General features: G+C 40.6%; 9 protein-coding genes. 4 read left to right on the top strand and 5 right to left on the bottom strand.

Going from position 1 to position 13,970, the window contains the following annotated elements; translation table 11 throughout:
- Window positions 1-111 precede the first annotated feature (111 nt).
- The 4 genes from AC5JM2_RS33565 to AC5JM2_RS33550 form a co-directional block, all read right to left on the bottom strand.
- Window positions 112-846 carry a peptidylprolyl isomerase gene (locus tag AC5JM2_RS33565; protein ID WP_495840161.1) on the bottom strand — a complete coding sequence of 245 codons (735 nt, stop codon included), beginning with the start codon at window positions 844-846 and terminating at the stop codon, window positions 112-114.
- A gap of 44 nt (window positions 847-890) precedes the next feature.
- Window positions 891-2,441, bottom strand: coding sequence for a beta-barrel domain-containing protein (locus AC5JM2_RS33560; protein ID WP_495840159.1), 1,551 nt, complete (start codon window positions 2,439-2,441; stop codon window positions 891-893).
- A 125-nt stretch (window positions 2,442-2,566) separates the two neighbouring features.
- Window positions 2,567-5,302, bottom strand: a complete 2,736-nt coding sequence (locus AC5JM2_RS33555; protein ID WP_495840157.1) for an ABC transporter transmembrane domain-containing protein — start codon at window positions 5,300-5,302, stop codon at window positions 2,567-2,569.
- On the bottom strand, window positions 5,193-5,927 hold the full coding sequence (locus AC5JM2_RS33550; RefSeq protein WP_495840155.1) for a helix-turn-helix domain-containing protein: 735 nt from the start codon (window positions 5,925-5,927) through the stop codon (window positions 5,193-5,195). Before AC5JM2_RS33550 ends, AC5JM2_RS33555 begins: the two co-directional genes overlap by 110 nt.
- 462 nt (window positions 5,928-6,389) lie before the next feature.
- On the opposite strand from AC5JM2_RS33550, the gene AC5JM2_RS33545 reads away from it, so the two are divergent.
- Window positions 6,390-6,953, top strand: coding sequence for a hypothetical protein (locus AC5JM2_RS33545; protein WP_495840153.1), 564 nt, complete (start codon window positions 6,390-6,392; stop codon window positions 6,951-6,953).
- A gap of 153 nt (window positions 6,954-7,106) precedes the next feature.
- Here AC5JM2_RS33545 and AC5JM2_RS33540 read toward each other — a convergent pair whose 3' ends face one another.
- Window positions 7,107-9,137 (bottom strand): protein kinase domain-containing protein, encoded by a 2,031-nt coding sequence (locus tag AC5JM2_RS33540; protein WP_495840151.1) that lies wholly within the window; start codon window positions 9,135-9,137, stop codon window positions 7,107-7,109.
- Between the two features lie 163 nt (window positions 9,138-9,300).
- Here AC5JM2_RS33540 and AC5JM2_RS33535 point away from each other — a divergent pair, with 163 nt between their 5' ends.
- From AC5JM2_RS33535 to AC5JM2_RS33525, 3 genes are all read left to right on the top strand, one after another.
- Window positions 9,301-9,786, top strand: a complete 486-nt coding sequence (locus tag AC5JM2_RS33535; RefSeq protein WP_495840149.1) for a hypothetical protein — start codon at window positions 9,301-9,303, stop codon at window positions 9,784-9,786.
- Between the two features lie 247 nt (window positions 9,787-10,033).
- A complete protein-coding gene (locus AC5JM2_RS33530; protein WP_495840147.1) occupies window positions 10,034-10,453 on the top strand; it encodes a hypothetical protein in 420 nt (139 codons plus the stop codon).
- Window positions 10,454-10,923: 470 nt separating this feature from the next.
- Window positions 10,924-13,878, top strand: a complete 2,955-nt coding sequence (locus tag AC5JM2_RS33525) for a HEAT repeat domain-containing protein (protein WP_495840145.1) — start codon at window positions 10,924-10,926, stop codon at window positions 13,876-13,878.
- Window positions 13,879-13,970 lie beyond the last annotated feature (92 nt).

Below are 13,970 nucleotides of genomic sequence, written 5' to 3'. Positions count from 1 at the left end.
GATAAAGTCAAACCTATAACAGAGAATATCCTGCATCTTAATAAAAAAAGATGCAGGAACTTTATCAAATTAAAATTTGTCAGCCGCCAAAATCATAAATTACTTTGTTTATTAAAAATCTGGAATTATTTCCATCTGATATATTTGTTGTTTAACCCACTGTGAAAAATAATCTGCAATGATTTGGTTACGTAGCTTCTCATCTAATTCTGGTTTAACGATTTCTTCAACAAGAATTAAATGTATCCCTGAAGATGTCACAATTGGCTTGAGAAGCTGAGGCGGCTTAGCAGCAAAGATAGCGGTAGATGTTTCTGGCTTTAAATCTTTACGATGTACTATCCCCCGATATCCGCATTTTCGGCGTAACTCTATGTCTTGGATATATGTGTGAGCAACATCATAAAAACTCATTTCACCTTCTTTTATGGTGTAATAAAGCTCGATTGCCAAATCTTCGTCATCTAAGACAACTTCGTAGATGACTGCACCAAGATAGTCTAGTTGGTTTTCAAAGAAATAGGGTTCAATGTTATCTGTAAAGAGATGTTTTGCCAACTCTCCATAAATTAAGTTGTTATATGCTATTTTTTCAAAATCATCTATAGAAAGGTGATGCTTTTGTAGCCATAGCCATGTCTGTTCAGCACTTATAAGGTTATTAATTAATCGCAATGTATCTGCCGTTTTCTGGAGTGCTTGATCTTCTACCTCAATGCCAATCTCCTCAGTAGCTAGTGCAATAATTTTAGAGGTGATAATTTCTTGGATAATCTCAGGAATTTTACAAGATAGCTTGACTTGTTGAAGAATATCTTCACGAGTAATAGTGACAGTCTTTAACATAATATTTATTTCAGTTAAATAAACGAACTTAAATCTAGCACTCTCTAAAATTTTAAATTGCCTTTCTGTAACTGCTGGAAAGGATCGAGCAAGAAATCAATAATTCGACGTTCTCGTACAATTACCTCAGCTGTCGCTGTATCGCCTGGACGCAAGGGAATACATTTATTTGCTTTGGGAATACAATTTTGTTTTAGGGCAATTTCTAAGTTATATGCTGCTATTTTTCCATTAGCTGTTTCCACCTCTATTGTCGTAGGAGAAATTTCTACCAATTCTCCTTCTACAACTCCATAATCCTGGAATGGATAAGCATCAAACTTTAGTTTGACTGGCATTTTTTTCTGTAATGAACCACTCTCGGCTGTTGTTATCTGTGCCCGAATAACTAAAGGTGCACCTTCTGGAGCAATTTCTGCAACCATTGTTCCTGACTGCACAACAGCCCCAGCCCTTTGTATTGGTAACTGAAACACTCTACCTGCAACAGGTGATTTTAAGACTCTTTGCCCTAACTCTAGCTGTAAAGTTTGAATTTGACTTTTACTTTGAGCAATATCTGACTTCAAAGTAGTTATTTCTGTTTCTAGATTCTTGACTTGTTCTTCACTTTTTAAGACAGCTAGCTTACCAGAATGAGTCAAAGTCTGATAACTTCTTTGCTGTTCCTTCAGACGTAAGTGAGCCTGCTCAATCTCAGCTTTTGCCTTGCGAATAGTCTGCTGATAATTACTTTGTTGTTCTGCCAAGCGTAGTTTCGCTTGCTCAATGTCTGATTGACTTTGTGCAAGCAACTTTTGCTTTTCATTTATCATGTCTTGTTTTTGTACAACATTAACTTCTGCAACAATCCCTTCTTTACTTAACTGTTTATAGCGTTCAATTTCCTGCTGGGCACTGCTTAAACTACTCTCTACAAATTTACTAGCTGTTTGACTAGACTCAACAGTTTGTTTTGCCTGGTTGACTTGTGTCAATTTTTCTTGTTTTTGTAGTTCGTAAGAGTTTTGCAAAGCAGTCAAATTCTGCTGCACCTGCTCAACTTGAGCCTGTTTTTCTAACTCTTGTGCTTGATTTTGTTGTTGCTGAGTTGTCAAAGCGACTACTAACTGCTTTTTCAAAACATTCAACTGTGAAAGCCGATTTAACTGACCTTCTAATTTATCTTTTCCTTGATGTAACTCTGTTTTAACTAGTTCAGAATCCAATATCAACACAGGTTCCCCAGGTTTGACTAATTCACCTTCTTTCACCGGAATTTTAGCAACAGTTCCAGTAACAAGAGTATCTAAGTTAACTGTCTTACCCTTCGGCTCAAGTCTTCCTCTAGCAGTGCCTGTTTCATCAACTTTAAACAACATCGTCCAAGGCAAAACGATCGCCGAAAAACTTAAAAGTAAATATAGTAATCCTCTCGTCCAAACATGAGGTAAGCTATCAAGTAAATCCTGAGTGACATCAGACCAATCATCCTTTGGTTTATCAGTTACCTTATCAGTTGGCTGAACTGATGTTTGAGAATTGAGAATTTCCTGATACTTTTTACTCTCCTGGATGTTGTGAGTGTGAACCTTTCCATTTAACGTATTTGTCATGATTTCTCCTTACAAAATGTTGGATTTTGGCAGATGGAAATGGAAGTGAGGGGGATGAGCAAGATGAAAAAATTTTTCCCCCTGCTTCCCCTACTTCCCCTACTTCCCCTACTCTTCTTGTCCCCTCACGCCGCCATATTTAGCTGCTGTTGTTGATTGAGATAAAAATAATGTCCCCGCTTTGCCATTAATGCTTCGTGAGTTCCACTTTCAATCAACACACCCTTATCTAAAACCAAAATCAAATCTGCATTTCGTATAGTTGAGAGGCGATGGGCTATGACTAAAGCGGTTCGTCCTTTGAGGATTGTGTTCAAATTCCTCTGAATAACCCGTTCTGATTCTGTATCTAGATGGGAAGTCGCCTCGTCGAAAATTAATAAGCGGGGATTACCTAATAATGCTCTGGCGATCGCAATCCGCTGGCGCTGTCCACCAGACAACAAACCTCCACCTTCACCAATTTGGGTTTCATAGCCCATTGGCAATTTTTTAATAAACTCATCAGCACCTGCCAAATTTGCTGCTTTTATAACCTCTTCTAAAGTTGCTCCTGAATGTCCTAAACTGATATTTTCTCGAATCGTGCTGCCAAACAAAAAAGTGTCTTGATCAACAACTCCCACACAGGAACGTAAGGAACGTAGTGAAATACTCGTAATATCTAGTCCATCAATCAAGATGCGACCATCTGTTGGAGGATACAACCCTAAAACCAACTTGGAAATCGTCGTCTTTCCTGAACCACTACGTCCCACCAGCGCCACCATTTGCCCTGGTTGTATTTCAAAGTTGAGGTTTTCTAAAATATTAGTATCACTTTCTTTGTGATAGCGAAAAGTTACATGATCAAAGTAAATTTGTCCATGAAGTTCTGATAGTGATTGCCGCAGTTCATGCTGCAAATCTTCTTCCGGTTCTGCATCCAACACATCATTAATGCGTTCGGTTGCAATTACCACTTCCTGCAATTGATTCCATAACACTGTTAATCGTTGGAAGGGTGAAATAATATTTCCCAATAACATATTAAATGCTACCAATTGCCCAATGGTTAATTGGTTTTGAATCACCAAAGATGCTCCAAACCATAGCAATACGGTAGTTGCGACAGCTTGAATTGTATTGCTAAATAGTTGCAAAGCATTGCTGATAACTTGCCCGGAGAAGTTAGTTTTTACCTCCTTATGTAATAGTTCCTCCCAATGCCAACGCACTGTTTGTTCCACTGCGATGGATTTCACCGTCCGCACACCAGTCAGCACTTCAATCAGGTAACTACTTTCATTGGTCACGGCATGAAAGATTTCTCTGGAAATCTTTTGTAAAAAAGGTGTCGCAATCAACGCCAGCAAGAAAAAAGGCGGTATGATCACCAACGCCAGCAATGCCATTTTCCAGCTATACCAGAACATCAATCCTACATAGATAAAAACTGTGAGGAAGTCCAGTAGGATAGACAAAGCGTCACCGGAAAGGAAGCGTTGAATTTTGCGGTTTTCTTGTACACGAGAGATAATATCCCCAACATAACGAGATTCAAAAAACGAGAGAGGAAGTCGCAAAGTGTGGCGAATAAACCCCACAATTAATGCCACATCCAGCTTGTTTGCCGTATGAAATAGCAGATATTGCCGCAAACCCACAATCGCGACACGAAACAGGCTAAAAATCAGCAACCCCAACCCCACCGCCGTTAACGTGACTTGCGATCGCTGCACCACCACTCGGTCTAAAATTAACTGGGTAAATAACGGAGTAACAAGTCCAAATATCTGGATAAAAACTGAAGCGATAACCACTTCTAGCATGACAACAGAGTGGGGCTTGATCAACTCAAAGAATTGCCAAAAAGCAGTTGTCGTTTCTTTGGCATCCTTTAATAAGACTGTGGGTTGCAGCAGCAGTGTGTAGCCAGTCCATTTTGCTTTAAATTCCGCATGGCTGAGAGTACGTTGACCAATAGCGGGATCTGCGACTATGACTTTTCTTGGACCAATTTCATAAAGAACGATGTAATGCTTACCTTCCCAGTGGACAATGGCAGGTAATTTTTGCTTCCCCAACTGGTCAAGACTCGCTTTTACTGGTCGAGTGCCAAATCCAAGACTTTCCGCAGCCGCCGATAACCCGCGCAAAGACGCGCCACTGCGGTCAACATTAGCAATATCCCGGACGCGGTTGATACTGAAGCGTTTCCCCCAATAACGAGATACCATGACCAAACAAGCTGCACCGCAGTCAGATGCACTTTGCTGGGCAAAAAACGGATAGCGCCGAATCATCCGTTGCCAAAAATGCCCAACTCGTTGCGTAGGATTGGGGAAATAAGCTTTGCTTATCCTTTTCCCTTGCTTTGGTTGTACTGCTGATGTTGAGGAAACATTTATCTTAGGATATGGTTTGTCTACATTTGTTGTTTGAGAATCATTTCTCCCCAAAAGTACGGAGTTGCGCGTTTGCGCCTCATTCTGCAAGTGTTCCCGAATTTGTGGGTGTTTAGCCATAAGTGGTAGCAGCACCTCTTTTGGGATAAAGCACACCTGTAAATTCAACGCAGCCCTAGCTTTGTAAGGCTGACAATCAGACTCAGGAAATAAAGTAAATTCGCCAAACGACGCACCCACCTCCAAGGAGACGATCAATTCTTCTGCGTCGTTTAGCAACCTTACCTTCCCAGCAACAACAATGTAGATGCCAGGTTCAACGTGGTTTCCTTGCCAGAATTTTCCGACTTTTGGATTGAGAATTTTAGCCGCCTGAAGACAACGTTGAAACTCTTGTTGAGAAAGAGGATATCCTAGAGCATTGTTCAACTGTTGTAAGACAAGCAAGTGCGCTTGTGTTGGATTGTGCGCCATAGATATCTGAATCAGTCCCTAATTTTGTGAGATTAAGAGGCAATAATTCAGTGCTATCCGGTGGATTAGCCGAATTGAGGTCACGAATTAAAATTTTTGAACTCTTAGCAAAGTCACTCTTATCCGTGTCTTTGTCAGCATTTTTCGGTTGTGGTTTAGTAGATAACCCCATCTGTTTAAGTAGGCGAAGAATATGGCGATCGCTTATCTCAACTCCAAATTCTTTTGCCAAATGTTTTCTCAGCCAGTTTGCTGTCCAACGTTGAAAAGAATAGCCGTAATCACGAGGACTATCGTTGACTAGTTGCTGCAAACGCTGCAAATATTCGTCATTCACAGCCATTGGACGACCAATTGGACAATCCTGCCATTGGTGCGCCATACCAGTACGGGCTATATGCGTCCAATGCCTTGCTGTTGCTGGAGAACACCCCAAAGTTCGACAAATTTCCGTTTGGGATTTCCCCTCATCTACCAGCAACATAATCTGGATACGCTGGCGGTATAACTCAGGTAAATCTTGCTGTAGACTTTTTTGCAAAAGTTTGCATTGAAACATTGTCAAAAACTTACCATGAGTCACTGTCGGGTGATTGGTATCAAATTTACCTTGATAGTGTGACATATCTGTAAAATTTAGCTGTTTATTGTCAAAGGGTTTACGTTAGGGAGACACGTGATTTTGCTAACTTTTGTACAAAAAGTCATACAAGTGATCATGAGCAGCTAATACCAGTACATACTTATTTAAGAAAACTTATATGCGATTTAAACCCAGTAATAACACTTAAAAAGTCTGTTATTGTTATTCTCTTTAATATCTGTTCATGAAAGATTTAAGATTGATATTTTCCATGCAAAAAATTTAATAAAGTTATTCAAATATACGTAAAATCTTTACAATATAAATACTTAAAGTAAAAAATACTACTACAGCTTTTTTCCACGGGAACACCGAAGGAGGCGTTGCCTTCTTTTAGGGATTCAGACTTCATCCCGTGTTTGTACGCTTAATTAGCTATTATTATTTTATTTTGATTTTATTTTGTTTTCGTCTTCTGCCTGAAAACTAGATTCTTAAATCCCAATGCAAACAACTCAGCTTATCAGTTCGGTGCTCACTGGTGCCTTACTATTGTCCTCTTTTTTATCCTTTGGAGAAAAAATCGCTCAAGCACAACGAGTGCCACGTCCTGTCTCTCTGCTGAATACTAAATGCGTAAACAGTGGACTTGGCAGCGTTAATAAGCAGGATCTTGATGTTTCTATAGGGAGAGCAGTTTATACTAGCAGGTTTTACCTCGGACCTGGCAACCGCTCTGCCTCAATAACTTGTAACATTAAGCCAGAAAAAAGCACTAAACCTGGGTTTCAAACTTTGAATTTGGGTTTTGGAATGCGTGACAATGATACAAAAAGTCCAAGTGTTGACGTTCGGGTTTACTTAGATGGCAACCCAGCACAAACACGTGCTGTTGGTCCTACACAGCAAGCTTCATTAACGCTTGATGTTAATAATGCCAGCAACGTTGCCATAGAGGCTGTTTGTAGTAGTCCAACTCAATACTGTGACCGAGTTTACTTCTTCAACGCAGGTCTAGAGCGGCCAATTCCTCCCGCACCAATAGCTCCCACACCAACGAAAAAATAGGTTGACAACCTGCAATACATCTACAAATAGATTGAGTGTTAATTGCTAATTGTTAAATGTTAGTAGTTAGTTATTAGTTTTTTGCTAATAACTAATAACTAACTGCTAACCAAGAACTATCAGTAACAAATCAAAGTTTATTGATAAATTTGATTACTGATGATTTTGGGGAGTTTCCTGTAGTTCTGGAGTTTCGATGTTATCGAAATCATCCATCATGTTAAGTCCATAATTCTCACTGGAATTTTGAGGTTCCAGTTTGGCTTTGTATAGGTTGGTAGGATTGCCTAGTTGAGGAAGAAGCTGTTGTTTTGCTAAATTGGCAGCAGCTTCTTGAAATAATGGCTCTACTTTGTTTCGCCAGTACTGAATATTGGGTAGTTTTTCTGGATGGTCTTTATAAGCTAAGACCTTATCCCATTGCCCATTACCAAGGGCTGTGTCAAGGTCTTTGAATAAACCTTCCGCTTTAGACCAATCTTGCTGCCATTGGGATATCATTTCTGTTGTCTGTTTAACAGCAGTAGGATTTGCAGTCATTGTCTTTAACAAGGCGATCGCACCTTGTAAATCTCCTGATTCGTACTTCTGTTTTGCTTCTTCCACTACCTTGGTGGAACCGCCTTGTACAGTGGCGGGCGTTGATTTATCTGTTAATTTATCTGCTGATAAACTTTTTGATGTTTGTGATTGTTCTGACTCGGGTGATGATAACGTTGCTGCATCAACTGTTGATTCTGCTTTTGGCTTGGGTTTAGGGCGAGCTGCAATCAGGTCATCATCATCAACTATTTTGATTGCAGTCCCCTTGTCTCGCAGGCAAGAAACCCATTGTTCGTTATTTTTGATAACTTCTGAGTTTGCCCAAGCTGTTTTTGTAGGGTCAAGTTTTATCTGTACCCAATCGCGTTTTGTTCGCTTGCCTGTTACTTCAAAATTGGTATCTTTATGAACAGTTTTGACAATAGAATCATCATTAATAGGACTTGGCTCAGAACGGATATTAGAATTTTCTTGAACAACAGCTAAACAGTTTTGTGCTGAGGTCGTGTCATTATTAATAGCAAAAGTAGAAGCAAAACTTTGAACATTTTTAAATACACTTGGGCTGACAGCAGCCGCGCCAGCAACCAAAATTCCTATAATCACAAACTGTAATAGATCTGGTCCACTAGAACTTTTGGGGAGAGATTTGGGAGTTGCTGGTGCTAATTGAGCAACGACAGGATTTGCTGGCGCAACGGCGATCGTTTTTTGTCGAGACAGTGGAGATAAGGCAGATGAGGACTTAATTGGTTGATGGCTAGAAGTTGTATTTGTATATTCCTTGGGCGTGTAGCTGGTTGAGGAAAGTGGCTGTAATGCTTGTAGTGCTTCTGATGCACTTTGGAAACGGTCTTTAAAATGATAATGTACCATTTTGCTTAACACGGCTTCCAAAGCATCACTTATGGATACTAAATGCTGCCAGAGGATTTCCCCAGTGTTAGGATCTTCCTGGAAATCTACTGGCGCTATTCCTGTTAACGCCTGAATAGCAATAATGCCTAGAGCGTACATATCACTGTTGGGACGGGGTTTGCCTTGACCTTGTTCCGTGGGCATATAGCCAGGAGTCCCAATGGCTACAGTGGCAGAGTGATGAACCGTAAACATTTGCGATCGCCCACCATATCCACCAGATCCTCGCAATTGTTTGACAGCTCCAAAATCCACGAGAACGAGTTTTCTATTGGAAGCGCGACGGATGATATTATCTGGCTTGATATCGCGATGAATCACGCCTTGTCCGTGGACAAATTTCAGGATGCCCAGAACTTCCACCAGCAATTCAATAACTTGGCTTTCACTCCACCGTTGATTGGGAATTAATTCGTCACCCAGAGGATGCCCTTCAATAAATTCTTGTACTAAATAAAATTCGTGATTTTCGTCGAAATAAGCCAAAAGCCGAGGGATTTGGTCATGATTGCCCAAATATTCTAAGGTTTCAGCTTCACCTTGGAACAGACGCTTGGCGGTATCAAACATTTTCGCTTCAGAATTGGCAGGCTTAAGGTGTTTGACAACGCAAATCGGATTGCCTGGTCGTTTTGTATCTTGGGCGATGTAAGTTTCACCAAATCCTCCTGTAGCCAGGACTTTATTCAGTCGGTAACGATGATCTAGTAGCTTGCCTATCATATTCACTCCCCAGCGATAACACCCAATTTTAGAGATGGTAATAAATATCTCCAATAATTTCTCAATGAAATCCGCTATCTTGAGAAAAGATTTAAATGTAAAACACAGTTTTTTAATAAATACACATTGTTAATTTTTCTTTCAATACCTCTTGTCAATTCCAATGCCACCTAAAATTAACAACTCAGTAGCATGGGATCAGGCGGAACTGCTCATGCAACCTGCTTTCATTCGCGTTGTCGATAATATTCGCAAGCTGCTTGATGTATCTTCTTGGACGGGAACTTATCAAGATGTCCTGATTTGGCCTACTGGCACTACTGATGAGACGAAAGCAATAGTAACCAACCTCCTGCAAGAGCTAGAAGCCGCGACACCGGAGCAGGCTTTGGAAATCAGAGAAACACTCTCCCGTTTGCCAATTCCCCATCCAGGATATCATTTGTATCTACACCGTCAAGAGCAACAAATCAGTATCGATTTATGGGAATTGTGTTACCGAGTCTGTTTTCGCAACTACATTTCCGGGGATGAGACAGTTGACATTGATACTGATTTAATTGACGAAAACGGTGATGTAGACTGGCAAAACTTGGATACTAAAGCGCAGGAATTAGTTGAACAGGTGTTTGCAAATTTACCAGAGTAACTTTGCTAAAACAGTTCTGAGGACTTTCTTTGCCATCTGAGACAAAAGACGGTAAAAAATGTCCTCAGGTTCCAAGATCTGAATCTATAAAAAAAGGTGTAGGGTGGGCATTGCAATGCCCACCCTAATAATGCCCTGTGACTAACAGGCTAAGAGAAGAGGGGAAAGAAAATTAAGCAAACCTTTTGCGGAATTGTACTGGTTATCATTGAAGTCATATGTGTATAAATTTTTTAGAGTTACACTTATGGAACCAGTCACCTTGTCAGCGGCTGCAATTATCGGTTTCATTTTTACAAAAGTTTCAGAAACCCTGATTGGGAAAGCAACTGAAGCGGTAGTCATTCCTAAAATTAATGAACTACGCCAGAAAATCGTTTCCAAATTAGGAATTTATCACAAGGCGAAAGCCGAGATAGATAAAGAAGCGCAGGGTTTGCAACCAGATTTGAAGCGACTTGAGACTTACCTTAATTTAGCGATGGAAGAAGATTCGCAATTTCAAGAAGAAGTTTCACATCTCGCCGATGAAATAAACCAAGAACTTGAAGCTGAGGGTAAAGGTTCCAACATTATGAACGTTTATGGTGGCAAAGCTTATCAGCAAAATCACAACAAAGGAAAATTTTATAACGCTGATACAATAAACGTTCACGAGCATTCTTAATGAGGATGTTTGGAAAGTCCAAGATAAGTATAATTTGTCATTCTGAGCGAAATGAAATGGAGCGAAGAATCCCAATTTTTCGTTGAGGCTCAGATGCTTCACTCCGCTACCGCGGAGTTTACCCTCGAACGAAGTGAAGGGTTCAGCATGACAAAAACTATACTTTTCAAACAACCTCTTAACAGTCAGTTTAGGTTTCTGGGAAGCCAAAGAATCAGCTTCCCTATTTTTTATCTGACATCTTGCACCTGTCAAAGACATGTTAAGGTTCTTAGATATTATTTGACTTTGTTCTCGTCCGCCTAGGACTTGAAGTTCCAGGCTAATAGACAAAGTCCATTAAAATGGACTGAAAAACTAGACCTGATTTTTGAGTAACTTTAAACACCATTTCATATAAGCAAAGCGTGATTTCCTCGTGATCGTGCAAGCTCTCAGTTATAAAAACTCACCTGAATAGAATATGAAATATGAATGTTTCTGGTGGTAAAGGGTACGAGCAAAAAGATAATAAAGGTAATATATATAACGCCGATACAATAAATATCGGCAAAGATTCGCTAGAGTCTGAAAAAATACCTCCCATTGACTGGCGCAAAGTTTGCGATGCGATGCTGGAACATCAGCAAGAATCCCAAAGGCTAAGACGGAAAGTCACTGAGATGGGATGTGAGGTGAATGTTCATGTACCACTGGGATTAGTGGAACGCAAACAACAGTCTCGCCGGGGTAGGGATGAAACTTGTCACCTAAATGAGGTGTACGAGGTAGAGAAAGAAGCCATCGCCCAAATTTATCAACATGACGAGTTTCTCCAACAGGTGATTGAGCAAACTCCCACAGGGAAAAACAAGCATGTTGCGATTATTGGCGAACCGGGAGCAGGAAAAACGACTTTGTTAGGGGCGATAGCATCTTTCATCAAGTCACAAACTGAAAACTTCCCCATCTTTATTTCTTTGGCTAGTCTGGAAAAAAGGACGTTAGAAGAATATCTCCTCAAGACATGGCTCCCAGAAGCGATGAGATTATCTCATCCTGAAGTTGTTGTCACGTCGCAAATTGAGCCGCAGATTCAGCAAGAGTTTATCAAACGGTTCCAGCAGGGTGGGGTGTGGCTGCTGTTGGATGCTGTGGATGAGATGGGTTTTGATTCACCTGTTCGGGCGTTAGATACAATTCAAAAACAACTCACTTCTTGGCTGACTCAGGCGCGGGTGGTGCTAACTTGTCGGCTAAATGTCTGGGATGCTAGCGTTAACAATCCGCTGAGTGGGTTTGACACGTATCGCACTCAGGATTTTCAGCCAGAGCAAATTGACGAATTTATTCACAAGTGGTTTGCTGATGCCAAAAATCCACAGCGAGGCGAACAACTACAAACGAAATTAAAAGAAACTGGAAGAGAACGCATCTGCGAGTTAGTCAAAAATCCGCTGAGGTTGGCGCTGTTGTGTCAAATTTTTTATCTCGATAAGCAAGCAGAATTGCCAAAAACCAAAGCAGGATTATACGACAGGTTCCGCCGCTATTTTTATGAGTGGAAACACAATGATGTCAAGAATCTAAAGGAATTGCACTGGTATCTGGGGAAATTAGCCCAAGAAGGAATAGACAGCCCAGCAATATTTCGCTTGCGGGAGAGTCTTGCAAAGGAAATGGACGAAAAGCTGTTCAAATTAGCTTGTGATTTGGGTTGGCTAAATTTAGTAGATCGAGATTCTCAAACTGACGAAGCCGTTTATGCTTTCTTCTATCCTACGTTTCAAGAATATTTCGCAGCGTGTGCAATTCAGGATTGGGACTTTTTCCTACCCCGCGAACACAAAAATAAACCTGTATGTGATTCTGTTAGCGTAGCTCCTGCGCAGGAAAGACGGAGCCACAGCGGTGTGAAGAATCTCCGATACAAGCCTTACCGCATTTTTGAACCGCAGTGGAAAGAGGTAATTTTGCTGTGGTTGGGGCGAGAGGATGTGGAAAGCCAGCAGAAAGAGCAGTTTATCCAACGGTTGAGAAAGTTTAAGGATGGATGTGCAAACAACAAAGTTTATGCTTATCGAGCCTACTTTTTAGCAGCAGCGGGGATTGCTGAGTTTAAGGATTATCCCCAAGCAGATGCAATAGTGGCACAAATCATTGAGTGGAGCTTTGATTTTTATTTTGCAAAAAAAGAAGAAGCCAAAACAGCAATACAACAGACGGATCGCACAAAAGCAATCAAGGCTTTAGTTGAGTTAATCGAGAAGTCTCAAGATGAATATATCCGTTGGCGAGCGGCAGATAGCTTAGGAGAAATTGACAAAGGTAATCCAACTGCAATCAAAGCTTTAGTTGAGTTAATTGAGAAGTCTCAACATGAAGAAAGTTGTAGGGAAGCCGCAGAAAGCTTAGGGCAAATTGGCAAAGATAACCCAACTGCAATCAAGGCTTTAGTTAAGTTCATCGAAAACTCTCAGGATGAATATGCCCGTAGGCAAGCGGCAGAAAGCTTAGGGAAAATTGACAAGGATAACCCAACTGCAATCAAGGCTTTAGTTGAGTTAATCGAGAAGTCTCAAGATGAATATGCCCGTAGGCAAGCGGTAGAAAGCTTAGGGAAAATTGGCAAAGATAACTCAACTTCAATTAAGGCTTTAGTTGAGTTAATAGAGAACTCTCAGGATGAATTTACCCGTAGGCAAGCCACATATAGCTTAGGAGAAATTGGCAACAATAACCCAACTGCAATCAAGGCTTTAATTGAGTTAATCCAAAACTCTCAGTCTGAATCTATCCGTAGGCAAGCCGCATATAGCTTAGAGGAAATTGGTAAGGATAACCCAACTGCAACCAACGCTTTAGTTGATTTAATTCAAAACTTTCAATCTGAATCTATCCGTAGGCAAGCAGTATCTAGCTTAGAAGAAACTGGCGAAAATAACGCAACTGCAATCAAGGCTTTAGTTGAGTCAATCCAAAACTCTCAGTCTGAATTTACCCGTTGGCAAGCCGCATATAACTTAGGGCAAATTGGCAAAGATAACCCAACTGCAATCAAAGCTTTAGTTGAGTTAATCCAAAACTCTCAGTCTGAATCTACCCGTAGGCAAGCGGCAGAAAGCTTAGGGCAAATTGGCAAAAATAACCCAACTACAATCAAGGCTTTAGTTGAGTTAATCCAAAACTCTCAGTCTGAATCTACCCGTAGGCAAGCGGCAGAAAGCTTAAGAAAAATTGACAAGGATAACCCAACTGCAATCAAGGCTTTAGTTGAGTTAATCCAAAACTCTCAGTCTGAATATACCCGTAAGCAAGCAACAGAAATTTTATGGGGCTGTGCCGAAAATATGCCCTACCCAAAGTTTTATCAGCTTTGGCACGAGGGACGGGGTGGTGTTTTCAAGCAGTTGCTCAATTTTATAAACGCTTGCTCAAGCGGATAGACGATAGTATATAACCTTATATATAAAGTGCCACAAATCACAGGTATTAGTTTCACTTGCACTAAAAATCCAAAAATCAGCGCCATTCTACG

This window comes from Brasilonema angustatum (assembly GCF_059505445.1).
Note: the sequence above shows the minus strand (reverse complement) of the source record. Positions and strands in the feature narration are given on the sequence as shown.

Bases quoted from the DNA above. Each gene is read 5' to 3' on its own strand.
- AC5JM2_RS33565 (WP_495840161.1), bottom strand. From the start codon at position 846: ATGTTAAAGACTGTCACTATTACTCGTGAAGATATTCTTCAACAAGTC.
- AC5JM2_RS33560 (WP_495840159.1), bottom strand. From the start codon at position 2,441: ATGACAAATACGTTAAATGGAAAGGTTCACACTCACAACATCCAGGAG.
- AC5JM2_RS33555 (WP_495840157.1), bottom strand. From the start codon at position 5,302: ATGGCGCACAATCCAACACAAGCGCACTTGCTTGTCTTACAACAGTTG.
- AC5JM2_RS33550 (WP_495840155.1), bottom strand. From the start codon at position 5,927: ATGTCACACTATCAAGGTAAATTTGATACCAATCACCCGACAGTGACT.
- AC5JM2_RS33545 (WP_495840153.1), top strand. From the start codon at position 6,390: ATGCAAACAACTCAGCTTATCAGTTCGGTGCTCACTGGTGCCTTACTA.
- AC5JM2_RS33540 (WP_495840151.1), bottom strand. From the start codon at position 9,137: ATGATAGGCAAGCTACTAGATCATCGTTACCGACTGAATAAAGTCCTG.
- AC5JM2_RS33535 (WP_495840149.1), top strand. From the start codon at position 9,301: ATGCCACCTAAAATTAACAACTCAGTAGCATGGGATCAGGCGGAACTG.
- AC5JM2_RS33530 (WP_495840147.1), top strand. From the start codon at position 10,034: ATGGAACCAGTCACCTTGTCAGCGGCTGCAATTATCGGTTTCATTTTT.
- AC5JM2_RS33525 (WP_495840145.1), top strand. From the start codon at position 10,924: ATGAATGTTTCTGGTGGTAAAGGGTACGAGCAAAAAGATAATAAAGGT.